Origin of the sequence: Daejeonella sp. (genome assembly GCF_030684675.1) — a bacterium.
Taxonomy (GTDB): domain Bacteria; phylum Bacteroidota; class Bacteroidia; order Sphingobacteriales; family Sphingobacteriaceae; genus Daejeonella.
In genome coordinates, this window is sequence record NZ_JAUXXZ010000005.1 from 1 (window position 1) to 24679 (window position 24679).

Here is a 24679-nt window from a genome sequence, read left to right on the forward strand (position 1 = left end):
GTTCAAACTCTAAGAGATAAAAGGAATGAGGCTATTTCTCTACGACAATATACTTCCTGAGTTATTTAGACGCTAATGTGCTCTCATTCCTTCTCACTTTAATTTCATAAATTTAAAGCTTTGTAAACATAGGAGACGCTACGCTACGGTCAGCAGATCGTAATCTCTTTAAAAGAATCACAGAACGGTATTAAATAAAGGGTTGGGTTATCGTAGCGCAGAACTATAAAGACCTGAAATTCGATCTTCTTCAAGACGGCAGTAAGACTGAATTTGTTTTCAAATCGGTCGGCTCTGTAATTGATTGAAGAATGAGTATAAAAGATGAAAAAAGCCACAATACATGACCAAACATTTTTATGTATCGACAGACAAAACTAAATTAGATATTGATTTAATAGTCGACTTTCTTAATTACGAATCTTACTGGGCTAAAACCAGAAATAAGGCTACAATAGAGAAATCAATAATGAATTCAGTATGCTTTGGCATATTTGACCAAGAAAACAGGCAGGTTGGTTTCGCGAGGGTAATAACAGACTTTGCTGTCTTTGCATGGATACTGGATGTATTCATACTTCAAGAATACCAAGGTAAAGGCCTGGGGAAATTATTGATGCAGGAAATAATGTCTCATCATGATTTATCTGGTATAAAGAGATGGGGATTAGGTACAAAGGATGCGCATGGATTATATCAAAAATTTGGTTTTAAATCTTTATCAAACCCTAACGAAATGATGGAGAAAATAAGCAAGTAAATATATTATACTACATCTGTTTATAGCGTTACCGCTCCTGAAGTTGGAGAAGAATTAAAACTACACAAACTATTAAAATATGAAAAGGAAGTATTTTGCCATATCCGCTGGGTTAATAGCCTTAATAACTGTCATACTATCTCTGCGACCTGTACCGATTCTTGCTGAGAAAGACTGCTTAGTTTTGAAAGGGACTGTTTTAAAAATTTATGAAAGTGGTGTAAAGGATGTAGTAATTGAACTTAGTGGCAATAATCAAAAATTTTATGTAAACAGAGGCTTGCAGCGAGGATTAAATTTAAAAGAATTACAAGCGAAATTGACCGGCTCTGAGATTATTTTAAAATATCCGGACCACTGGACACCTTTGGACCCCGGAAAATCGATCATTCATATCTCCAAAATTGAGCATGAAGGACAAACGGTTTTTACTGAACTGAATTGAGCATTGAGTAGACAGTCTATCTGCCCTTATTTAGTTTAGCACTCAAATACACCAAATTTACTAACTAATTCCTCTATATCACCCATTGTTAAACCGGCGTACAAATGTTAGATAGGACGGCTATTAGAAATATTGAGCAAAAAGGTACTCTGGACTATCCTAAATCAAAAAACCCCCAGATCTCTCTGAGGGTTTCGATGTGGTACCAGCTGGAATCGAACCAGCGACACAAGGATTTTCAGTCCTTTGCTCTACCAACTGAGCTATGGTACCAGACCATACCCGTTTTGTTCGGGACTGCAAATGTAGTGTCTTTTTTCGTTTAAGAAAATAATATTTGAAAATTTCTGTTAGGATTTAAGTCCAATATCTAATAATGGTTTTCATGATCAGAGGTAGCAATGCGCAAATATCTGAACACCAGCATTAAACATTTGATTGAATTTAAATTAAGCAGTTCTACCAAAACTTTCTGTTAGTCAAAATATTGAAGTGCGCTTTCTGTCAAATCCTTTTTAAGTGCAAGTACACTATCAATATTATCAAGTTCAAACTCTTTTGCCCCAATTATCATTTTCTTCTTTTTACCATTAAAAATTAGAGTACAAACATTCTTCCTAATATTGCCGTCAACAACGATTATAAAACTGTTCTTTTGATCTTTATAAGAAAGTCTGTCAGAGTGTATCTTTTTATGATGAAGTAAAATGGTTTTGATAATGTGATAATATTTAAGCTCATCTTCTGTAGTTACAATTCCATTATTCCCACCCTTCTTTGTTTCTTCAATTGTTAACTTATCTAATGCGGACTTTAAAGAAAATGAATTAATTAAATCTTTGATTTTAGTTTTTATACTATCATTTGCCCGAATAATTCCCATCCTTGAAGAAATTGCTTTAATTAAATCATCTGAAGGAGCCATTAATTCCTTAAATAGCGCTTCATCAAATTTGCTTAAAAAATGAGTCTCGTTGGCTTCGTCAATTAATTCTTTTATTTCAATTGCACTTCTATGAAACTTAGATAACATTTCATAGTCAGAATCATCATAATTATTTAAATAAAAAACATAAAAGGGGCTTTTATTAAGAATGGAATCCTTCTTTTCAGAGGCATAGAATCTATATTCAATACCGTTTGTAAGAATTCCAACCTTGGCGGAGGATGTATTAACAAAATAATTATTTAATTGTCCTGCATCTTTATCATTCAGCTTTTTCCCAAATCTCTTACATTCAATTACCATAACAGGCTGTTTCGAATTAATACAAATTGCATAATCAACACGATTAATATCTCTATCGCCAAAATCAGCTGAATGCTCAGTGACCAAATCCTTCAATCTGTTATAGCCCAATATTTCCAAAAATGGCTCAATTAAATAACTACGGGTCTGAGCTTCATTTGAACACTTTTGTTCTCCAATAGCTAGTGCCTGAAATTTGCTTAATTCCTTCTTTATATAGGAGACGAGTTGTTTTTTGTTAACCATATTGAAATAAGTTTAATTTGCAGCTTAATTAAATATAGTAATTTATATTAAGTAAGGACTTCAATTTCAAGGTAGTACCAACTGGTTCCGATAGCTATCAGGACGAACCAGCGACACAAGGATTTAATGCATTCTCAACTGTCAACTGCCAACTAAACAGATCTCTCCTCGCGATCAAAGTCCCATTGAACTGAAAATCCTTTTCGCTCGAGATGACGGTGAATGAAAAATACCCTAAAATAACCATCAATTCTGCTTAAAGAAATATTTCATAATGTAAAGAAGGATTCCAATTTGCTAATTTTCTAATTTGCTAATTTTCTAATCCACATCTGCGTCTACTGAGCTTTTTCCTAAACTACGAACAGGAATGCCCACACTAGATTTTTTTATTTAAAACCTCAGTTTCCTTTTATATTTTCACATTAAAATTGTGTAGCATTACGAATGAATATCAGCTGGTTACTTGAGTATAACCCCATATTTTTAGCCTTTATGGCCACGCTTTTTACCTGGGGAATTACTGCTCTGGGAGCATCCTTAGTCTTTTTCTTCAAAACAATAAACAGGAGAGTTTTGAACTTAATGCTGGGCTTTGCTGCTGGTGTTATGATTGCCGCCAGTTACTGGTCGCTCCTGGCTCCTGCAATAGAAATGGAGAAGGATTCACAATACCCCTGGCTACCTGCTGTTACCGGTTTTTTAGCAGGCGGTGCATTTATCCTGCTGATTGATAAAATATTGCCGCACTTACATTCCAGATTATCCATCGATAAGTCGGAAGGAATTAAAACCTCCTGGGACAGGAGTATTTTATTAGTACTGGCAATTACACTGCATAATATCCCCGAGGGACTAGCCATTGGAGTTGCCTTCGGAGCTTTAACCAATAATCCGGACTTGGGTGTACTTTCGGGCGCCGTGGTTCTGGCAATTGGCATTGGCTTGCAGAATTTCCCTGAAGGCACTGCGGTTTCGGTACCATTAAGGAGGGAAGGCTTGTCAAGGAGGAAAGCATTTTTCTACGGACAATTATCAGGAATGGTAGAACCACTGGCTGGTGTCCTTGGAGCCTATCTGGTAGTTACAATCACTCCACTACTCCCTTATGCCTTATCTTTTGCAGCCGGTGCGATGATCTTTGTTGTTGTTGAAGAATTGATACCTGAATCCCAATCAGGCGGTGAGACCGATCTTTCAACTATCGGAGTGATGATTGGATTTGCATTAATGATGCTGCTGGATGTTGCTTTGGGATAGATTTCCCTCATTATCCTTTAGAAGTTTACAGATTTTTACTCTACCCATGACATGTTGCAAAATATTTAAGGATACAGCCATTTGAAATCAATAATTCAGGCCATAATTTGGAGTTAAAACAGCGAAGTTCCTTCACTGCGTTCAGGATGACAGGCTGGAATGCTGCTATTAAGAAATGGCGTACAAAAAGCACTGTCATCCCGATAGCTGCCCTTCAGCAGCTGAGGGAACTCAGTGATTTTAGATCGAATTTTGTTTCATGAGTCTGGTAACTGGGACAATGCTTTGGGTTATACCCTTTATTACATTTTCAAAAGCTCTTCCCATATCCGCTCATCTACCGGAATACCATGCTTTTCATTAAAGCGGCGGGTTGCCAGGGTATTTTCTCCGGGATAGCTGATACGCCCGCCGGGTTCTACCGGAGTACTCGATTTTGTATATCGAATGATTTCTTCAATAAGCATTTGATTGTAATCGCTCTTGTACAAACAGAGGAAAAACTGGGATACCGCTGATTCCTTAACCGTGGAATTAATCGCTGCGGTAGACTTTCCCCCGCTGATTGCAGTAAGCAGGACATCCAGAACAAAAGCCAAACCTGATCCTTTCCAATAACCTATCGGCAATGCTCTTCTGGATCTGATTATTGCCGAAGGATCATTAGTTAAATTCCCTTCCTCATCATAGCCACCGTAAACCTGCAGTTCCTCATTCTTCAAACTGCTTTGCTGTAATTTACCATAGGAAAATTGCGACATCGCCATATCCAGCACAATATGTCCCTCAGCACGCGGAACAGCAATAATCAAAGGATTATTGCCCAAACGGGGTTCTTTGCCTCCCCAGGGCGGCATATTTGCCATCGTGTTTGTAAAACAGATGCCGATACATCCCGCATCAGCAGCCTGCCAGCCATAAGTCCCTCCCCGCATCCAATGATTCGTGTTCCGCATTGCAAGACAGCCAATCCCATTGCTTTTAGCCAGTTCAATTGCCCTGCCCATCGCCACGGTTGCATTGTACATCCCCGCACCTGAACGTCCATCCCAAATCTCAATCATACCATGAGAATCAACAACGCCCGGCTCAGCGTATATATCAACTACCCCCTCTTTTACAGTATTAACAAAAGCAGAAAAACGGTTCAAACCATGGGAATACACTCCATCCCTGCTATTTCCAGCAAAGATATCCGCACATAATTCGGCCTTGCCCTCTTTAAATGACAGGCTTAGTAAGACTCGTTTAAACTCCTTTTTCAGATCTGCAAACGGAACAAGCATAATTTCTTTATTTAAACCCTCTTACAGCAAATTTGCAAGTTTTTTGTGAATATTTAGTTGTTGGTTGGTTAGGGGATTTCCAGTTCTCAATAATCAACTCATTGGCTAAGTTCCCTCCTGCGTCGGGATGACATCGTGCTTTGTTTCACTCTCCGTTTCCAATTCTCAACTCTCCACTCTCAATTCTCAATTGCAAATTCCCAGTTAATCAGAACAATTTCCTTATTTTGCCTTATGATCGTTTACAATCCAAAAGACTGGTTCTATGCAACCTTTTATCTTCATAAATCTGATACGGCGCGCAAGCTGTTTCCGCTTATACTAGCTCTGGCTGCATATTCTGCAGGTATTGCTTATCTGGAACTGGAGTACATCAAGCTTTCGGATGTTAGCTGGGTAAAAAATATCACCATTGTCCATAATTTATTAGGTTTTGTAATGTCTATTTTATTGGTATTCCGCACAAATACGGCATACGATCGCTGGTGGGAAGCCCGTAAACAATGGGGAACACTGACCAATGTAAGCCGGATGCTCGCCATAAAGATGAACGCATTTCTTAAGCCTGATGACCGGGTGAACCGCAGTTTCTATAAAAAAGCAATTCCTTTATTTGCCGATACCTTATTTGATCATCTTCGCTCAAACAAAACCCGGTTCATGCTGGATGAGATTGAGCATCCCGAATTTGAAACGCTCGATGTGCAGAAACATGGCCCCAATCAGGTTGCCTCGATGATCTTTATCCGCAGCAATAATCTGTATCAGGAAAGGGTTATCAGTGGCGATCAGCTGATTGTAATCAATACAGAACTGAATGCCCTGACCGATGTTTGCGGGGCATGCGAACGGATCAAAAATACACCCATACCGATGTCTTATAGCTCATTTATTAAGAAATTCATCTTCATTTATGTGCTTACACTTCCGGTGGGTTTCGTATTTTCCATGGGCTATTTTGTCATTGCTGCAGTTCCCTTTATCTTTTATGTTATGGCTTCCCTGGAACTGATTGCCGAATCCATAGAAGACCCATTTGGGATTGATCCTGACGATCTCCCCATCGATAAAATAGGCGAAAATATCAGAAAACATGTTACAGAAATAATACACTAAATAGCGGAATTAATTGATTTTATGTAATTAAATATCATCAGGTATTTGCTCTTTTTTGTTAATTTTAAACCCGATCCCAGAGGGATTTCACAGCTTTACTATTTGTTGTTTTGAGATATTTATTCCTGTTTATACTTTGTATTCTTTCCGGCACCAGACTTTATTCTCAAAAAATAAATAGCGCCTACAAACTTCATATTTCTGAAACAAAACTCCCTATTGTAATCGATGGATTTATTGATGAGGAAGCATGGAATGTACGGGATTCGGCTGCTAATTTTTTCATGGTTAGTCCGATGGACACCAGCTATGCAAAGGTCAGAACCACTGTCCGCATGACCTACGATCAGCATAACCTGTATATTTCAGCCATTTGCTACGAACCCAAGCCGAATACAAATTATGCGGTTGAATCGCTGAGGAGGGATTTTGCCTACACCAAAAATGATAATTTTCTGCTTATTGTAGATCCCTTCGACGACCAGACCAATGGATTTACCTTTGGTGTGAATGCGGCAGGTGCGCAATGGGACGGACTTATATTCAATAGCAATGGCTACGACCTGAGCTGGGACAATAAATGGTACTCGGAAGTGAAGCATTATGCGGATCGCTGGGTTTTTGAGGCTGCTATACCCTTTAAATCAATCCGTTATAAAAAAGGTATTCAAACCTGGGGAATCAATTTCAGCCGACTGGATATCAAGGCTCCTGAAAAATCGGCCTGGGCAAAAATTCCAAGACAGTTTAATGTGGCCTCGCTGGCCTATACCGGAAATCTGATCTGGGATAATCCACCGCCTGAAGCCGGAACCAATATCTCTGTAATTCCTTATGTTTTAGGAGGATTTACCAAGGATTATGAGAACAATACCAGTACTAAATTTAAACGGGATATTGGTGCTGATGCCAAGATCGGGATCACTTCATCTTTAAATCTGGATCTGACAGTAAACCCTGATTTTTCACAGATTGAAGTCGATAAACAAGTCACTAACCTGGATCGTTTCGAACTCTTTTTCCCTGAACGCCGGCAATTCTTTCTCGAAAATGCAGATCTCTTTGCAAATTTCGGCTATTCTACAATAAGGCCATTCTTTTCGCGAAGAATCGGACTGGGTGTACCCATTGAATTTGGGGCTCGCCTGAGCGGTAGTCTGAATAAGAAATGGCGTATCGGAGCAATGGATATGCAGACCAAGAGCATGGATGATACAGGCCTTCCGACTCAGAATTTCGCGGTTCTTGCCTTGCAGCGAAGGGTATTCTCGCGGTCCAACATCCGCTTTATGTTTGTAAATAAACAATCTCTTAATTATGATCCGGCACAACATCCCGGGAAACCGGTCTACAATGCTTTTAACCGGAATATCGGACTGGAATACAATCTTGCTTCGACGAATAACCTCTGGACAGGAAAATCGATGTTCGTCAAATCATTCAGTCCGGTAAAGAACAGTGATGACCTGGTGCATGCCGCCAACCTGCAATACAGCAGCAAAAAATGGCTCCTAAGCTGGCAGCATGAATATGTAGGCGAAAATTATACCGCAGAAGTTGGTTATGTACCCCGTATTAATTACATCAAACTGAATCCAAAACTCAGTTATCAGTTCTTCCCGAAAGGAGGTAAAATATTGAACCACGGGCCGATTGTGAGCTCAACACTCTATTTTAACAAGTCTTTCAATCAGACAGATAATGAAACTTCATTCAACTATAAATTCACTCACCGGAACCAGAGCACATTTGAAGTTTGGACCTCAGATAATTTCATCCGTCTGCTCAGACCTTTTGACCCTGTAAATACAGGAAAAGGTAATTTAAGTACCGGAACCGAGCATATGTGGAATACCTGGGGAGCTAATTACTTCTCCAAGCCACAAAAACTATATACCTACTCCTTTTCAGGTCAATATGGTGGCTATTTTGCTGATGGAAACCGGTTAAATCTATCGGCAGATCTTGGCTACCGCTTTCAGCCTTATGTAAATATTGCGATGAGCACCAGCTATAATCACATTGTTTTGCCTCAACCCTGGGGAACAACCAATTTCTGGCTTGTTGGTCCAAGGACTGATGTTACTTTTAGTAATAAACTGTTTTTTACCACCTTCATTCAGTATAATAACCAACAGAAAAACCTGAATATCAATACGCGACTTCAATGGCGGTATAAACCGGCAAGTGATCTTTTCCTGGTTTTTACTGACAATTATTACCCTTCTCCTTTTGCCATTCGGAATCGAGCCCTTGTGCTGAAGTTCACCTATTGGTGGAATTAGAATAATAAGCTTCATCTGAAATACTCATTACCTGAGTTGGATGTAAGGAATGTTAATAGATAGCATATAATTTTTCAGATATTCTCTGGAGCTAATTAATTTGATTTTGAAAATCAATGCCTGTGTGTTATAGGCTAGTTCAGCCCTTTCCTCCAATGTAGTTCCGGCAAGAAATCGCGTTTTATTTCAAATTACGAATAGCCGGAAGCTACATCCTCCGGCAAGGTTTATTTTACCCGGTGCTGTTTTTCATTGGGACGGCAGCCCGGCAAAAGGACCATTTGCAATACGGAACCGTGCCCTGGTGTTGAAATTTACGTATTGGTGAAATTAGAATCCTAATTATGCTTCCTATCATCATATCTAGCTTAAGGCAAATGCCAGTGGGTATTGGAATGTCATCTGGCCTAAGTAGTATCTCCCCGTTCACTTTTTTTCCTCCGCCCAAGGCGGATGGTGCGGTAGAGACAAGCCAAGCCTCAGTACTGACTTTCGAAGCAGTCCCGAACTTTCGGGACAGCGGCGGGGTTTATTCGCTGTTTGTATATTGTTAATTAAGGTACTCATGGTCTCGTCGTTCCTCCTCGGCATGGTCCTTTTTTCCTGGAGAAAAAGGACTAGGCCCCCGCGACCATGAGCGGTATTAGTTCGGTTGATTCTTGATGACATCCCGTTTACATCTGATAAATAACATGAAAATATCTGTGGGCATTCAGTAAACCGATAATGGAGCACAAAGCATAAGAATTGAGCAAATAAAAAATAAATATTATGCTTGCATAGTAATTGATTTGAAGGATAATACTTATTTTTACGTATTAACCTATAACCATATGGTTCTACAAATCCTTTTTCTGATTATTGCAGCAGCAGCTATCGCACTTTTCAGTCTGAATGTGCGCAAGATCATCCGGAATATTAATCTGGGCAGACCTCTTGATCGTTCTGACCGGCCATCCGAGCGTCTGGCTATCATGCTGAAGGTCGCTTTCGGTCAGTCGAAAATGGCTAAACGTCCGGTAGCTTTTGTCCTGCATCTCTTTGTTTACATCGGCTTTGTAATTATAAATCTCGAGGTACTCGAGATCATCATCGATGGGCTTTTTGGCACACACCGCATTTTTGCAGAACCCCTGGGCGGACTTTACAATGTTTTGATCGCCTCTTTCGAAGTACTGGCAACATTGGTTTTGATCGGGGTCATCGTTTTCTTCGCACGAAGGAATATTGTTCATATCAAACGTTTTAGTGGCACAGAAATGGGCACATGGCCCCGGTCAGATGCAAACATTATCCTGATCGTGGAGGTTTTGCTGATGAGTGCATTTTTAACCATGAATGCGGCAGATTATAAACTTCAGCAATTAGGTACTTTGCATTATATCAGTGCCGGATCCTTTCCTGTCAGCAGTTTTCTTGTTCCACTCCTGCCCGATTCAGAAACGGCATTGATTGCTATTGAACGATCCTGCTGGTGGTTCCATATCATCGGAATTTTTGCCTTTTTGAACTACCTGCCCTATTCCAAGCATTTCCATATCATTCTGGCTTTCCCGAATACTTATTTTTCGAATCTGAAGCCTAAGGGTGAATTCACGAATATGGCATCGGTCAGCAATGAGGTTAAAGCAATGCTGGATCCGACGTATACTCCTGAGCCGGTACCTGAAGGCGGGCGTTTCGGTGCAAAAGATATCGGCGACCTGAGCTGGAAAAATTTAATGGATGCTTATACCTGTACCGAATGCGGAAGGTGTACCTCAGTTTGCCCGGCGAATATCACAGGAAAGCTGCTTTCTCCGCGCAAGATTATGATGGATACCCGCGATCGGATGGAAGAAATGGGAAAAAATATCGATAAGCACGGCAAGGATCATCAGGATGGTAAATTCTTATTGGATAGCTATATTTCGAGAGAAGAAATCTGGGCCTGTACCACCTGCAATGCCTGTACTGATGCCTGTCCGGTAAATATTGACCCACTATCCATTATCGTTGAATTAAGAAGATTTGCCGTGATGGAAGAATCACAGGCTCCGGCGAGTATCAATGCCATGTTCGGAAATGTAGAGAATAATGGTGCGCCATGGAAATATGCGGCGGTGGATAGGTTGAATTGGGTGGAAAATGATTAGACAATTTGTTGATTTGTCAATTTGTCAATTGATTAAAATGTAATCAGAATAAGTTGATATTAATATTAAACGACCGAATCATGATTTTAATAACAATTTCCTCTTATTCTCGACTGCATTGACAAATAGACAAATCGAATAATTGACAAATCAAATAATCGAATAATCGACAAATTATTACATATGGACAAACTAACAGTTCCAACAATGGCCGAATTGGCTGCAAAGGGTGAAAGTCCGGAGATCTTATTCTGGGTTGGATGTGCAGGAAGCTTTGATGAACGGGCACAGAAGATCACACGTGATATCTGCAAAATCTTGCAACATGTAGGAATTAAATTTGCGGTTCTTGGTACTGAAGAAAGCTGCACCGGAGATCCGGCAAAACGTGCGGGAAATGAATTTCTTTTTCAGATGCAGGCGATGAGCAATATCCAGGTGTTGGATGGATATAATATCAAAAAGATAGTAACAGGCTGTCCGCATTGTTTTAACACCCTGAGAAATGAATACCCTGGATTGGGCGGCAATTATGAGGTGATCCACCATTCTCAACTTATACAACAACTGATTGATGAAAGCAAATTGAAAGCCGAAGGAGGAGAGTCGTTCAAAGGAAAAAAAATCACCTTCCACGACCCCTGCTATCTGGGCAGAGCCAATAATGTATATGAGGCTCCCCGAAAGGCTCTTGAAATTCTGGATGCCGATCTGGTAGAAATGAAACGCTGTAAATCAAACGGACTCTGCTGCGGTGCCGGTGGTGCTCAAATGTTTAAAGAACCAGAAAAAGGGAAAAAAGATATCAATATTGAACGAATCGACGAAGCATTGGCGCTGAATCCTAATATAGTGGCATCCTCCTGCCCTTTTTGCATGACTATGCTGAGTGATGGGGTAAAGAACTATAATAAAGAGCAGGAAGTCAAAGTGCTGGATATTGCCGAAATTACCGCAAGAGCAAACGGGCTTTAAACTTCGGATATAATAAAAAAGGTACTTTCAATCACGAAAGTACCTTCCAATTAATAAAAGTTAACCAATCCAATCCTTAATAATCGCTTTTTAAGGTATTAAATCTGATTAGAGTTTAAAGCAAACGAATTTACAGTTCCCCAACCAGAATAGAAATACCTATAAAGGGGTATAATTCAAAAATAATTTCAGGGTTTCCCTCACTTATTCCGGTCCAGGAGCCGCTTTATTTCGAGCAGATCATTATGGAGGGCTGCAAGATCTTCAGCCTCAACACTGCTCAATGGAAGGCGAAAATGGGTAGCCATCGAATCAACATTACCACTGCGATCATTAAATGTTTGCACAATTATATCATCTTCCTGCGTTTGAATTGACAGATCTCCTGATGAGGTGTTCCCGAGGTAATCAATGGCTTTGATGCGCATCAGATTGAAAGAATAATATTCCTGCTTACCATTAGTATAGGTCCGGCGGTATCTCAGAAAACCTTCTTCGTTCAAAAGCAACTCAAATTGCCTGATCTTTATGGATTCTGATTCAGCATTATGGAGGGTGTTTAGTTTTACCTGAGTACGTAGTGCAAGTTGATGCAGCTCTTCGTCAGCTCCTGCGGTGGCACTGCCAAAAACCATGAACAATCCTGCAAGAATAAGGGGAAGATAAACCCTCTTTAAACTACTTTTAAACCCAGTAAACATGAACAAGAAAGCAAATTCATGTTTAAATTAAAAAGAAATGCCGGATTTTAAGAAAAATCCGGCATTTCTATGAATAAAAACTGATTAGAAGCGGATTCCAAGGCATAAACCGGCTCTCAAACCGGCCCATGGACCTTTGATATCTAATCTGGCACCATTGGCATCAACCGTTGTTGTAGTTTCTGCAAATGGAATTTCAAGATTCTGCAGTTCGTTTCTTAACTCTGTTTGTTCCTGTGCATTCAGTGTTTTTTTACCGTCCAGCAATCCATTTGAAGAACCATATTGTGGTCCAAGCATCCACCAGTCGAGATATACTTTTCCTCCCAGCTTCCATTGCGCACCTAGTAATAAACCACCAGTAAAGGTATTCAGTTTTCCACTGAGAGGCATAGTTTGATTCACGCCATTGACATCAAATTCAAATGGCATTTCTGCTGTATAACTGCTGATACGGGCAAATGGAGCAAGATAAAAACCTCGCATAGCCTGTTTTCCCATGTAAAATCGAATTTCAGGTGTGAATGCCACGTTCCCGGTTTTAAAATTATCCAGTTGTCTGTCAGCTTCAGGATCATCTATTGCATTGGAAATTGCATTACGCATTGGAAGGCCTCCCTTTGGCATAATACGGATCCCCAATCCGGCAGTTACTTTCCGGCCTATCTTATACTCATAGGCAAGAGAGAAATTTCGCAATGGTAATGAAAGAAGATTCAATTTTAGAATACTGTTTCCGGAATCTGTACCTACATTCCTGCTTTCCACTGAATCTTTATCCTGTGAAAAGGCGGAGGAAGCACCAATTAGGACTGCGAGCAAAAAAAATAATTTTTTCATAATTTGCTTTTTTTGTGAGCGTTTATATTTTACTGTATAAAAATAAGGACATAAATTGAATTTAAAAACGATTTGAAATCAGTTCCCGAAAATATCTAATCAGCATTTGAAAGTAAATACCTGAAATTGGGTATTTTGATCATGATTTTGTAAACCTGCAAGATAAAGGTCTGTGGTATACCACGAATTCGTAATTTTACAGTATGAATATTTCAGAAAATTCCAGGGTTTGGATATATCAGTCCGACCGTCCCTTCACAAATGAGGAAGAGCAGGCGATACAGAAGATATTGAACGATTTTACTACAGAATGGCAGGCACACGGACATGCGCTGGCTGCACTGGCTGAGATCTATCATCATCAGTTTATCGCGCTTTCGGTTGATGAGCAAATTGCAGGTGCTACCGGATGTAGCATTGACAAATCAGTTCATCTGATGAAAGAACTGGAATCTAAATTCAACATCAATCTGTTCGACCGTTTCAGAATGGCGTACAAATCAGGCGAAGACATTATCAATTGCAGCCGGGAAGAGTTTGAAGAGCGGATCAAAAAGGGAATTGTGGATGGTAAGACTTTGGTTTTCAATAATCTGATTAGTCGCCGGAAAGAGCTGGAAACCTCATGGAATATCCCATTGGCGGATAGCTGGCATGCTAAGGTATTTTCTTTTTGAACCAGGAGTCAAGAACCAGGAGCCAAGACATCAGGTGCTTCATTTGAAATTTAGTACCCTTTACTGGCACCAGATAACTGATAACAGATAACGGGATCTAGAAGTTCAGGGCAGGCAAAGATTCAATCTTTAGAAGGGCAATTTCTTCAAACCCCGCATATTCCTCAAAATCAATCCCTGCTTATAATAAACAAATCGGGTTGGCCTTGCAGGACTCCAGCGCAAAGGGTTGGGTAATACCGCAACAAGTAGAGCTGCCTGTGACTTACTCATGCTGCTTGCTGATTTCCCCCAGTAATTCTGTACAGCAGCTTCTGCACCGTAAATACCATCACCCATTTCGATCACATTCAGATAAACTTCCAGAATGCGCTCTTTGCCCCATAATAGTTCAATGAGAACGGTAAAATACGCTTCAAAGGCTTTACGGATATAAGATTTTCCGGGCCAAAGAAAAACATTTTTAGCTGTCTGCTGACTGATCGTGCTACCTCCCCTGATTCTTTTACCCTTTTTATTTTTCTCAAATGCGGTCTCCATCGCCTTGAAATCAAATCCTTTGTGATTCAGAAAATTAACATCTTCACCGGCAATGGCTGCTCTCTTCAAATTAGTTGAAATATCTTCTATACGTATCCAGGATTTATCAATTTTCAGGTCTTTACCATCAATCTTACGTTCAATAGCACGCTGCAACATTAGAAAAGTAAGAGGTGGGTTGATGAACCGGTAGCTGAGTACCCATACTAATGAGATAGCAAGGAACCAAAAGATCGCTTTTTGAATTAGACCAATGATTATTTTGAAAGTATTCAAGTTTTAAAATACAGGAGATTATATTTCTAAATTATCATTAAAAAAAATTGCCTTCTGAAAATTCAGAAGGCAATAAAAATATAATTTTTTCCTGATTTCTTTCCGCAATTAAAACGGAAAAAGGAAATTACTCAGCAATAACTTCAAAAGGCACTTTAACTTTAACCTCTTTGTGCAGGTTAAGGTTTGCAGTATACTCACCTACAAATTTAGGCTCAATATCGAAAGTGATGCGACGACGGTCAACGTCAAAGCCTTCTTTCTTCAAAGCATCTGCAATCTGGATCGTGTTAACAGATCCGAAGATCTTACCACTTTCACCAGCTTTTGCACCAATAGAAAGTTTAACACCTTCTAGTCTGGCAGCAATTGCATCTGCATCCTTTTTGATTTTATCCTGCTTAAAAGCAGCTTGCTTCAAATTTTCAGCCAATACTTTTTTTGCTGACTCAGTCGCCAGTGTGGCATAACCCTTTGGAATAAGGTAGTTACGTCCAAAACCCGGCTTCACATTCACAACATCATCTTTCTCTCCGAGATTCTTGATGTCTTGTTTTAAAATTAGTTCCATTTCGCTTATCTCCCTCTTATTTTAATGAATCAGTAACATAAGGTAATAAACCGATATGACGCGCACGCTTAACAGCCTGAGCTACTTTACGCTGAAATTTCAGTGAAGTTCCGGTCAAACGACGTGGTAAAACCTTACCCTGATCATTGATGAACTTTAACAAAAAGTTTGCGTCTTTGTAATCGATGTATTTAATACCGTTCTTTCTGAAACGGCAATATTTTTTACGGCTCTCGTCAACCTTTGGAGCGGTAACGTATTGGATTGTATCTTTTGCCATTATTTCGCTACCTCCTCAGTTTTAGTTTCCTTGTTTTTGTTGAAAGCTCCGCTACGCTTCTTCTCACTGAAAGCAAGTGCATGCTTATCCAGAGATACAGTCAGAAAACGCATAATGCGTTCGTCGCGCTTGTATTCAACTTCAAGTTTGTTAATAAACTCACCCGGAGCTTTGAATGTAGTTAGGTGATAGTATCCTGTTGTCTTCTTTTGAATCGGATACGCTAGTTTTTTCAAACCCCAATTGTCTTCATGGACAATTTCGGCTCCGTTATCAGTCATAAGCTTGTTGAATTTGGTTAATACCTCTTTCACTGCTTCTTCAGATAACAACGGGGTCAGAATGATCACTGTTTCGTACTGTTGCATTGTTGCTATTTGTTTTTTTAATTTATTAAACTCCAAACCCTGTAAATCAGGGTTTAAAGCGGGTTGCAAAAATAGACATAATTTTCTATTTATCAAATGGTTTTAAGAGATTCCGATAAGAAAACATGGAGGGTTCCAATTCCTAATAATAAGGAGATCCAAATTTCTAAGAAAATTAAGAAAATGGCCTGAGAAAGGTAAAAAGAGTTAATAGCCCTGAGAACTACCTTGTATTACTTCTTATTACATAAGCAATAAACCCAACGGTAAATTTTATAAAATTATTAAATGATTTCATATTTATATTCTTGCTCAAATATCCGACATAACCAAATATGGTGCCATACCCAATATCGGGTATTTTTTTAAAAGGAATCAAGGCCGGAATAATCACAGGCGACCTTTAGATCTATAAACACTGATTCAATATAATGAAGAACTTCGGTTAAGTTTTTTTTGGACTGAAACTGTGAAGAAAAAACTTGATCTAAGTTTGGTTTAACCCATTCCTCTTTCTAATTTAGTCCCGATGGATAATTTCGTAGTATCAGCCAGAAAGTACAGACCAGCAACCTTCCAAACTGTTGTTGGTCAGCAACATATAACTGGCACCCTGAAAAATGCCATCAAAAATAATCAGCTGGCCCAGGCATTTCTTTTCTGCGGACCAAGGGGAGTTGGTAAAACTACTTGTGCCCGGATCCTTGCCAAGACCATCAATTGCCAGAATTTAACAATTGATGCCGAAGCCTGCGGGGAATGTAATTCCTGTATCTCTTTTCAGAACGGCAACTCCTTCAATTTTCATGAGCTGGATGCTGCTTCCAACAATTCGGTGGAGGATATTCGAAATCTGATTGAACAGGTTCGCATCCCGCCTCAGGCTGGAAAATACAAGGTCTATATCATTGATGAGGTCCATATGCTATCGCAACAGGCTTTTAATGCCTTTCTGAAAACACTGGAAGAGCCTCCTCCCTATGCAATCTTTATTTTAGCAACTACAGAGAAACATAAAATTCTGCCTACGATCTTATCACGCTGTCAGATATTCGATTTTAACCGTATCCGGATTGAGGATATGGCTCAGCATCTGGCAGAAATTGCCGATAAGGAAGGCATCAGCTATGATCAGGATGGTTTGCATATGATCGCGCAAAAAGCTGATGGCGGATTGCGGGATGCCTTGTCCATGTTTGATCAGATTGTCAGTTTTTCAAATAAGAACGTTAATTACAAAGCAGTTATTGATAATCTCAATATTCTGGATTATGATTATTACTTCAAATTAACAGATGCTATTCTTGCAGAGGATGTGGCGGGTTCACTGCTTATTTTTGATGAAATTTTAAGCCATGGGTTTGATGGCAATCATTTCATCACCGGTCTCGCCTCTCATTTCAGAAATTTACTGGTTACAAGAGATAGCTCTACCTTAAAGCTTTTGGAGGTAAGTGAAGGAATCAGGCAGAAATATCAGGCACAGTCGCAAATTGCCCCGCTTTCCTTTTTAATTTCTTCCCTGAATATCAGTAATCAATGTGATCTCAACTATAAGACCAGTAAGAATCAGCGATTACAGGTAGAGCTGGCATTGATTAAACTATGCCATATTCCGTCGGTCATCAACCTTTCAGCCGCAGGAATGCCCTCCGTACCGGAAGGGGAAATAAAAAAAAAACTTAATCCTTCGGTAAAACCTGAAATTTCTGTCAAGCCGGAGTACCCAGTCCCTGAAAAGGAAATAATACAATCCATACAGGTTCTTGAAGAACCGATAAAAATCACTTTAGCTGCAGAAATTCTTGTCTCTGAACCTCAAAAAGATAGTTCTGAGCCAAAAACTGAGGTAAAAAAGCCTATTGTTAGTATGCCGAAGCCTTCATTGAGTGCAAACAGTGTATTAATTCCAAATCTGAATGATCTTGAAGCGAATTACAACAAAAAGGAGGACGAAAGACCTGAATACCTGAGCGGCGAAAGTAAAGTGGACTTTAATGCAGATGCACTACTCCGCTTTTGGAATACCTATGCTGTTAAGATGAAGAATGAAGGTAAGATCAATATCTTCACGATCATGACTTCCTACCCTCCCCGTCTCCTGCCAGATTATATCATTGAACTGGATATTGAGAACAAACTTCAGGAAGACCTCTTGCACACCGAAAAAGTTGAACTGCTGAATTTCCTTAGGACAGAACTTAAGAACTTTAGTATAGACCTTCAAACAAAACTATTGGAACAACTTCAGAAAAAACGTTTGTACACCTCCAATGAAAAATACCAGCACATGCTTGAAAAGAACCCGAATCTCGAGGAATTCAGAAAGCGATTTAATCTCGATCTGGATTATTGATCTTGCTGATTAGGATTTTCATGAGTGCCAATTATTTTATCATCCATAGTAAAGGTTTTTAATATGGATATTTTAGCTAATTTTTAAATTAGAGACCCCGCTTTCACCTTGCCTCCCTCTATAGCCGGGAAGGCCAATTTCTTTTGAGGGCCAAAAGAAACAAAAGCCTTCTTCAATCCCTAGGTGCCTTGGCCACAATTCCCCCACACATCAAAAAAAAGCGATCGCTGCTTTTGGGGGATATCAGGATATGTAAGTTTTCCGGTTATGATCCCAAAATCTGATGCTCGGATGTACAATATGAATGAATCTGCTCCTTTTTTTTGATTTTGCTGGCACTGGTCCCGGTTTTAAACCGGGAGAATCGTCCTTCGCAAAGGCTTATCTGATATGAACGGTTTTGGGACAGTGCTCTGGGCTTACAACCGTTCATAAATTACCGCTATTGCCGACTGCAGGGACCGGCCTTCCGGGATTTGGCAGGAAAGCCGCACTTAATCCCTACATTAACTATAATATTGCACTGCACTTAAGCAATCCGGAGAAGTGTTGCAGATTCATTCAACACTTTAACTGCCAAACACACGGCTTGGATTGCACCGATAGGATTAAGTGTGGATTTACAACAAATACCGGGAAGCCGCGGCTCTTTTGCTTACTTTTCCAGCTGAAGGGAAAAGTAAGTGCCCTTCCGCCGCAAAGGCGGACTAATTTTAATATTTAGGACAATTTTTATTTTACTAGGCACTAGTGAACCTATTCTATCTATATTTTTACGTTCGGACAAAACATTAATTAATGGTAATTACAGGTAGATTAGTGTCCTGTAGTTTCGAATACCTCTTAAACGTAAAAATTACCTGAATTTTCCTCACTCTCAGATTTTCAGGTGTATTCAAAATTCCTATCTTTGTCGAAATTCCAAAAACCTCATTATTAAGTATATGTCAGTACAAAAAATTAAAGTTGCAAATCCGGTAGTAGAATTAGACGGTGATGAAATGACCAGAATTATCTGGAAGTTTATTAAAGATAAACTGATTACCCCATACCTGGAACTTGATATTAAATATTACGATCTTGGAATGGAATACCGGGACGAAACTAACGATCAGGTAACCATTGATGCAGCAAATGCGATCAAACAATATGGCGTTGGTATCAAATGTGCAACCATCACTCCCGATGAGGCACGTGTTACCGAATTCAAGCTAAAGCAAATGTGGAAGTCGCCAAATGGTACGATCAGAAATATTCTTGACGGTACTGTTTTTCGTGAGCCAATTGTGATGAGCAATGTTCCGCGCCTGGTACCAAACTGGACTGCTCCAATCTGTATCGGTCGTCATGCATTTGGTGATCAGTATCGTGCAACTGATTTTGTTACTAAAGGAAAAGGTAAGTTAACCATTACTTTCAGTCCTGAAGATGGCGGTGAAACACAATCATTCGAGGTTTATAACTTCAAAGGTGATGGTGTTGCCCTGGCAATGTACAATACCGACGAAAGTATCTACGGTTTTGCCCGTGCTTGCTTTAATCAGGCATTGTCAAAAGGATGGCCTCTATACCTTTCTACAAAAAATACAATTTTAAAGAAATACGATGGTCGCTTCAAAGATATTTTTGAAGAAGTTTATCAGAATGAATTTAAAGCAGCTTTCGATAAAGCAGGTATTGTTTATGAGCATCGTCTGATTGATGACATGGTTGCTTCTGCATTGAAGTGGAACGGTAACTTTGTATGGGCTTGTAAAAACTATGATGGTGATGTTCAGTCGGATACAGTTGCCCAAGGTTTCGGATCTTTAGGATTAATGACCTCAGTACTGATTACACCGGATGGTTCTACGATGGAAGCTGAAGCAGCTCACGGGACAGTAACACGTCACTACCGTGATCACCAGGCTGGAAAACCAACCTCAACCAATCCGATTGCATCAATCTTTGCATGGACCAGAGGTCTTGAATTCCGCGGTAAACTGGATAATAACCAGGCATTAATCGATTTTTGCCATGCTTTAGAGCAGGTTTGTATCGAGACCGTAGAAAGTGGAAAAATGACCAAGGATCTTGCTGTTTGTATCCATGGAAACAAAGTAAGCCATGGAGATCATTACCTGTACACTGAAGAATTCCTGGATGCTATTGACCAGAATCTAAAAGCAAAACTCGCTTAATTCCAATTTGAATTATATAGATAGCCGCCATTTAATTATGGCGGCTATTTTTTTTTGCGCTGAAATCTGATTTATTCATAAATCCGGATGTTCAATAGTATTACTCATAATTAGTAAATTGCAGCATGAATACTTCAAACCGAATTTGGCTCATTACCGGTGTTTCCGGTGGACTTGGAAGGGCATTGGCAAAAGAAGCAGCCTTGCAGGGAGAGATCGTTTATGGTACTCTCAGAAAACCTGAACAGATCTCTGCATTCAATGAATTGGTACCAGGTAAAACCTTCGGAATTCAGCTGGATGTCAACAATCATGGGCAGATAAAGTCAGTCATAGAGCAAATTATCGCTCAATCAGGCCGGATAGATGTTCTGGTAAACAATGCAGGTTATGGATTATTTGGAGCAATCGAAGAGTTGAGTATGGAGGAAGCCAGAATGCAGATGGAAACAAATTTCTTTGCGGTGCTGGCAATGACTCAGGCAGTATTGCCCATCATGAGAAAACAAAGGTCAGGTCATATATTTCAGATTTCTTCGATGTCGGGTTTACGTGCAAATTCAGGAACAGGTTTATACAATGCGAGTAAATTCGCGCTTGAAGGAATGAGTGAAGCACTTGCATTAGAACTTCAGCCCCTGAATATTCTTTTAACACTCGTAGAACCCGGACCATTCCGTACCGACTGGGCGGGTACATCCTCAGTCAGCGCCAAAAATAAAATTGAAGATTATGAGTTAAGTTCCGGTGCAAGACTCCGTCTGCTTCAAAGTACCAGTGGAAAACAACCGGGAGATCCTGCAAAAGCCGCCAAAGCTATACTTCTTGCAGTAAATTCAGAACATCCTCCGCTTCGCCTGCTATTAGGTAAAGTAGCCCTGGATGCGATCCGCGATAAATTCAGAGCTGTGGAAGAGGAATTCTTAAAATGGGAGGCTGTTAGTCTGGATACTTCGTTTGAAGAGTGATATTGGGGTATGAGGTATCAGGGGCAGTCATAATATTAATCAAATGAATTATTCCTTGTTCTTTGCTCTTTGTTCTTAAAATTAAGTTTCAAATGAACCAAAATTTAGTCGTGATTCCTGGCTCTTGGCTCTTGACTCAGATAAGGTATCAGTACTAAAAGCTCTCGAATCGCTCCCAAAATCCATCCTTTGGTAAGGGAGCAAAGATACTGACAGGTTCCTGCTTTACAGGATGCAAAAACTGCAACCTCCTGGCATGCAGGCAAATGCTCTTTTTGAGACTGCCGCGGGGGTAGCCATATTTATTGTCCCCGACAATCGGGCAATTCATTGTTGAAAGTTGTACACGAATCTGATGGGGACGACCGGTTATCGGATCTACTTCTATCAGATAATAACCTCCAAGCTCTCCTATTAATTTGTAATGAAGTTCTGCTCTCTGACTACCTGGAACCTCCTTGTCATATGCCTTGGTTACGTTTTTCTGAGGGTTTTTCACAAGCCAATGTACCAGAGTGCCTTGTTCAATGGCCGGACAGTTTCTTACCACCGCCCAATAGGTTTTATGCATATCCCTGCTCTTGAACATCTTATTGATGCGATCAAGGGCTTTACTGGTTTTGGCAAATAGAATTACTCCGCTTACGGGCCGGTCGAGGCGATGCACCACACCTAAAAATGCCCCGTTTGGTTTATTGTACTTTTGGGCGATGTATCGTTTAACTTTCTCGTCCAAAGATTCGTCGCCTGTATCATCAACCTGCACGATATCACCAGCACGCTTATTTACTGCAATCAGATGATTGTCTTCAAATAAAATATCTTTATCGGTAATATCTGCCTCAAGGACAGGAAATTTAGCTTTCTTATATTCGGGAGCAGCCATGAAGAGGTATTAATTAATATTGTTCCTTTTCATCCGGGAAGTTGCCTCTTTTCACATCCTTCACATAGGATTGCACAGCGCCATTAATCTGATCAAACAAGTTGAGGTATTGCCTCAGAAAGCGGGGTTTAAACCCTTTGGTTAATCCGATCATATCATTAATAACCAAAACCTGTCCGTCGCAATGAGGGCCAGCCCCAATCCCTATGGTTGGAATTTTAACAGAATCTGTTACTTCTTTAGCAAGTTTTGCAGGTATCTTTTCGAGCACTACAGAAAAACAGCCGGCATCCTGCAGAACCATGATGTCCTGTTTCAACTTTTCGGCTTCGGCTTTTTCTTTAGCCCTAACTGTATAAGTACCAAATTTATAGATCGACTGCGGAGTTAAACCCAAATGTCCCATTACCGGAATTCCTGCTGTAATGATTCGTTCAATTGATTCACGTATCTCGAGTCCCCCCTCCAGTTTTACGGCATGAGCCCCTGATTCTTTCATGATCCGGATTGCCGAATTCAGAGCTTCTTTTGAATTTCCCTGATATGAACCAAATGGAAGGTCAACCACAACAAGGGCGCGTTTCACAGCCCTGACCACAGACTGGGCATGATAGATCATTTGATCCAGTGTAATTGGCAGCGTAGTTTCATGTCCGGCCATTACATTTGAAGCTGAATCACCAACAAGGATAACATCGATTCCACCTTCATCAACAATGGTAGCCATTGAATAATCGTAAGAAGTCAACATGGCGATTTTTTCGCCCTTTTGTTTCATTTCCTGGATCGTATTTGTAGTGATCCGCTTTACCTCTTTGTGTACAGACATGTAGCAGGAATTTATGTTGGCTCAAAGTTAGGATTAAATGAAACAATACTTCCATAATATTCTTTATCAGAAATTGAAAAACAATACAAATTTTCATCAGAAATCTCTTTTACTTTTAGTATTTATTCACTAATTTTGTCCCCCGTGATAAATGAAGTAAAAAACTTCAGTGTTCAAACCTCAACACAACGGAAAATCTTCCGGAATCTTTGCTTTTCAATTGATTTTCAAATCCCTTTTCAATATTTAATAAATGAATAATTACATCAAATTACCTGCTGTTCTATTACTTGCAGATGGAACTGTTTACCACGGAAAAGCGGCTGGAAAGATTGGTACAACAACCGGCGAAATTTGTTTTAATACGGGCATGACCGGATATCAGGAGATTTTTACAGATCCATCCTATTTCGGACAGATTATGGTAACTACCAATGCCCATATTGGTAATTACGGGATCCACAATGAAGAGATAGAATCAGATAATATCAAAATTGCCGGACTGGTTTGCAAAAACTTCAATATTACCTACAGTAGAAAAATGGCCGATAGTTCCATACAGGATTATTTTCTTGAAGAGAAGATCGTTGGGATCTCTGACGTAGACACAAGGTCCCTGGTCAGACACATTCGTGATAAAGGTGCAATGAATGCAATCATTTCATCAGAAATACTGGATATCGAAGAATTAAAAGCAAAATTAGCTAAGGTTCCATCAATGGACGGACTCGAGCTATCCTCACAGGTTTCAACAAAGGAAGCTTATGAGTATGGCGATAAAAATGCCCCAAAACGTGTTGCAGTTCTGGATCTTGGTGTAAAGAAGAATATCCTCAGAAATTTTGATAGCAGAGGTGTATTCTCAAAAGTATTTCCTGCAAAGACTTCATTTGCTGAAATGGAAAAATGGAACCCTGATGGCTATTTCATCAGTAACGGCCCCGGCGACCCTTCGGCAATGCCTTATGCTATCGAGACAGTAAAAGAAGTTTTAAAATCAGAGAAACCACTCTTTGGTATTTGCCTTGGTCATCAGTTACTGGCATTGGCTAATGATATCCGCACAATGAAAATGTTCAATGGACATAGAGGATTGAATCATCCTGTAAAAAACATCATTATCAATCACTGTGAAGTTACCTCACAGAATCATGGTTTCGGAGTAATTCCGGAGGATGTCAGAAATTCAGATAAAGTGGAAATTACCCATTTGAACCTGAACGACCAGTCGATAGAAGGAATCAGAGTGAAAGGTAAGAAAGCATTTTCAGTGCAATATCACCCTGAATCATCTCCCGGTCCGCACGATTCAAGGTATCTGTTTGATGATTTTGTGGCTTTGATGAATAACTAATTTCTCTCCATTTCCTGAAAACAGACCAGAAATTCTTTCAATGCTCCCGAAAATGAGTATTTTTAAAAATATAACATTCAGTGTATTAAGTACACT

Annotated in this window: 22 protein-coding genes and 1 tRNA gene; 12 read left to right on the forward strand and 11 right to left on the reverse strand. The window is 39.8% G+C overall.

Annotated elements, in window-relative coordinates; all coding sequences use genetic code 11:
• Positions 1-343: 343 nt before the first annotated feature.
• A complete protein-coding gene (locus Q8M41_RS00335; RefSeq protein WP_305363238.1) occupies positions 344-760 on the forward strand; it encodes a GNAT family N-acetyltransferase in 417 nt (138 codons plus the stop codon).
• Positions 761-839: 79 nt separating this feature from the next.
• Positions 840-1205, forward strand: a complete 366-nt coding sequence (locus Q8M41_RS00340; protein ID WP_305363239.1) for a hypothetical protein — start codon at positions 840-842, stop codon at positions 1203-1205.
• Between the two features lie 200 nt (positions 1206-1405).
• On the opposite strand, the gene Q8M41_RS00345 is transcribed toward Q8M41_RS00340, so the two are convergent.
• Both Q8M41_RS00345 and Q8M41_RS00350 read right to left on the reverse strand, forming a co-directional pair.
• A tRNA-Phe gene (locus tag Q8M41_RS00345) sits at positions 1406-1478 on the reverse strand.
• A gap of 202 nt (positions 1479-1680) precedes the next feature.
• Positions 1681-2700 carry a type I restriction enzyme HsdR N-terminal domain-containing protein gene (locus Q8M41_RS00350; RefSeq protein ID WP_305363240.1) on the reverse strand — a complete coding sequence of 340 codons (1020 nt, stop codon included), beginning with the start codon at positions 2698-2700 and terminating at the stop codon, positions 1681-1683.
• A gap of 447 nt (positions 2701-3147) precedes the next feature.
• Between Q8M41_RS00350 and Q8M41_RS00355 the strand changes: the two genes are divergently transcribed.
• Entirely contained in the window at positions 3148-3960 is an 813-nt protein-coding gene (locus tag Q8M41_RS00355; protein WP_305363241.1) for a ZIP family metal transporter, read from the forward strand.
• 302 nt (positions 3961-4262) lie between these two features.
• On the opposite strand, the gene yiaK is transcribed toward Q8M41_RS00355, so the two are convergent.
• Positions 4263-5246 carry a 3-dehydro-L-gulonate 2-dehydrogenase gene (gene yiaK, locus Q8M41_RS00360; RefSeq protein WP_305363242.1) on the reverse strand — a complete coding sequence of 328 codons (984 nt, stop codon included), beginning with the start codon at positions 5244-5246 and terminating at the stop codon, positions 4263-4265.
• 234 nt (positions 5247-5480) lie between these two features.
• Between yiaK and Q8M41_RS00365 the strand changes: the two genes are divergently transcribed.
• From Q8M41_RS00365 to Q8M41_RS00380, 4 genes are all read left to right on the forward strand, one after another.
• Complete coding sequence (locus Q8M41_RS00365; RefSeq protein WP_305363243.1) at positions 5481-6362, forward strand: bestrophin family protein; 882 nt, start codon at positions 5481-5483, stop codon at positions 6360-6362.
• Between the two features lie 110 nt (positions 6363-6472).
• Complete coding sequence (locus tag Q8M41_RS00370; protein WP_305363244.1) at positions 6473-8647, forward strand: DUF5916 domain-containing protein; 2175 nt, start codon at positions 6473-6475, stop codon at positions 8645-8647.
• A gap of 833 nt (positions 8648-9480) precedes the next feature.
• Positions 9481-10782 carry a (Fe-S)-binding protein gene (locus tag Q8M41_RS00375; protein WP_305363245.1) on the forward strand — a complete coding sequence of 434 codons (1302 nt, stop codon included), beginning with the start codon at positions 9481-9483 and terminating at the stop codon, positions 10780-10782.
• A gap of 183 nt (positions 10783-10965) precedes the next feature.
• Positions 10966-11757, forward strand: coding sequence for a (Fe-S)-binding protein (locus Q8M41_RS00380; RefSeq protein WP_305363246.1), 792 nt, complete (start codon positions 10966-10968; stop codon positions 11755-11757).
• Between the two features lie 200 nt (positions 11758-11957).
• Here Q8M41_RS00380 and Q8M41_RS00385 read toward each other — a convergent pair whose 3' ends face one another.
• Positions 11958-12458 carry a hypothetical protein gene (locus Q8M41_RS00385; protein WP_305363247.1) on the reverse strand — a complete coding sequence of 167 codons (501 nt, stop codon included), beginning with the start codon at positions 12456-12458 and terminating at the stop codon, positions 11958-11960.
• A gap of 84 nt (positions 12459-12542) precedes the next feature.
• Positions 12543-13298 (reverse strand): DUF3575 domain-containing protein, encoded by a 756-nt coding sequence (locus Q8M41_RS00390; protein WP_305363248.1) that lies wholly within the window; start codon positions 13296-13298, stop codon positions 12543-12545.
• Positions 13299-13501: 203 nt separating this feature from the next.
• Between Q8M41_RS00390 and Q8M41_RS00395 the strand changes: the two genes are divergently transcribed.
• Complete coding sequence (locus tag Q8M41_RS00395; protein WP_305363249.1) at positions 13502-13975, forward strand: ABC transporter ATPase; 474 nt, start codon at positions 13502-13504, stop codon at positions 13973-13975.
• Between the two features lie 129 nt (positions 13976-14104).
• Here Q8M41_RS00395 and mtgA read toward each other — a convergent pair whose 3' ends face one another.
• From mtgA to rpsF, 4 genes are all read right to left on the reverse strand, one after another.
• Positions 14105-14791: a monofunctional biosynthetic peptidoglycan transglycosylase gene (gene mtgA / locus Q8M41_RS00400; RefSeq protein ID WP_305363250.1), complete on the reverse strand. Its 687-nt coding sequence runs from the start codon at positions 14789-14791 to the stop codon at positions 14105-14107.
• Positions 14792-14918: 127 nt separating this feature from the next.
• Complete coding sequence (rplI, locus tag Q8M41_RS00405; protein ID WP_305363251.1) at positions 14919-15362, reverse strand: 50S ribosomal protein L9; 444 nt, start codon at positions 15360-15362, stop codon at positions 14919-14921.
• A gap of 16 nt (positions 15363-15378) precedes the next feature.
• On the reverse strand, positions 15379-15642 hold the full coding sequence (gene rpsR / locus Q8M41_RS00410) for a 30S ribosomal protein S18 (protein WP_305363252.1): 264 nt from the start codon (positions 15640-15642) through the stop codon (positions 15379-15381).
• Entirely contained in the window at positions 15642-16010 is a 369-nt protein-coding gene (rpsF, locus tag Q8M41_RS00415; protein ID WP_305363253.1) for a 30S ribosomal protein S6, read from the reverse strand. The genes rpsR and rpsF overlap by 1 nt, the downstream gene beginning before the upstream one ends.
• A gap of 529 nt (positions 16011-16539) precedes the next feature.
• Here rpsF and Q8M41_RS00420 point away from each other — a divergent pair.
• The 3 genes from Q8M41_RS00420 (at position 16540) to Q8M41_RS00430 (ending at position 21514) form a co-directional block, all read left to right on the forward strand.
• On the forward strand, positions 16540-18366 hold the full coding sequence (locus Q8M41_RS00420; RefSeq protein ID WP_305363254.1) for a DNA polymerase III subunit gamma/tau: 1827 nt from the start codon (positions 16540-16542) through the stop codon (positions 18364-18366).
• Between the two features lie 944 nt (positions 18367-19310).
• Positions 19311-20546, forward strand: coding sequence for an isocitrate dehydrogenase (NADP(+)) (locus Q8M41_RS00425; RefSeq protein ID WP_305363255.1), 1236 nt, complete (start codon positions 19311-19313; stop codon positions 20544-20546).
• Between the two features lie 125 nt (positions 20547-20671).
• Positions 20672-21514 (forward strand): oxidoreductase, encoded by an 843-nt coding sequence (locus tag Q8M41_RS00430; RefSeq protein ID WP_305363256.1) that lies wholly within the window; start codon positions 20672-20674, stop codon positions 21512-21514.
• 154 nt (positions 21515-21668) lie between these two features.
• On the opposite strand, the gene Q8M41_RS00435 is transcribed toward Q8M41_RS00430, so the two are convergent.
• Both Q8M41_RS00435 and panB read right to left on the reverse strand, forming a co-directional pair.
• Positions 21669-22400, reverse strand: a complete 732-nt coding sequence (locus tag Q8M41_RS00435) for an RluA family pseudouridine synthase (RefSeq protein WP_305363257.1) — start codon at positions 22398-22400, stop codon at positions 21669-21671.
• Positions 22401-22413: 13 nt separating this feature from the next.
• On the reverse strand, positions 22414-23229 hold the full coding sequence (panB, locus tag Q8M41_RS00440; protein ID WP_305363258.1) for a 3-methyl-2-oxobutanoate hydroxymethyltransferase: 816 nt from the start codon (positions 23227-23229) through the stop codon (positions 22414-22416).
• Between the two features lie 253 nt (positions 23230-23482).
• Here panB and carA point away from each other — a divergent pair, with 253 nt between their 5' ends.
• Positions 23483-24583, forward strand: coding sequence for a glutamine-hydrolyzing carbamoyl-phosphate synthase small subunit (carA, locus tag Q8M41_RS00445; RefSeq protein ID WP_305363259.1), 1101 nt, complete (start codon positions 23483-23485; stop codon positions 24581-24583).
• Positions 24584-24679 lie beyond the last annotated feature (96 nt).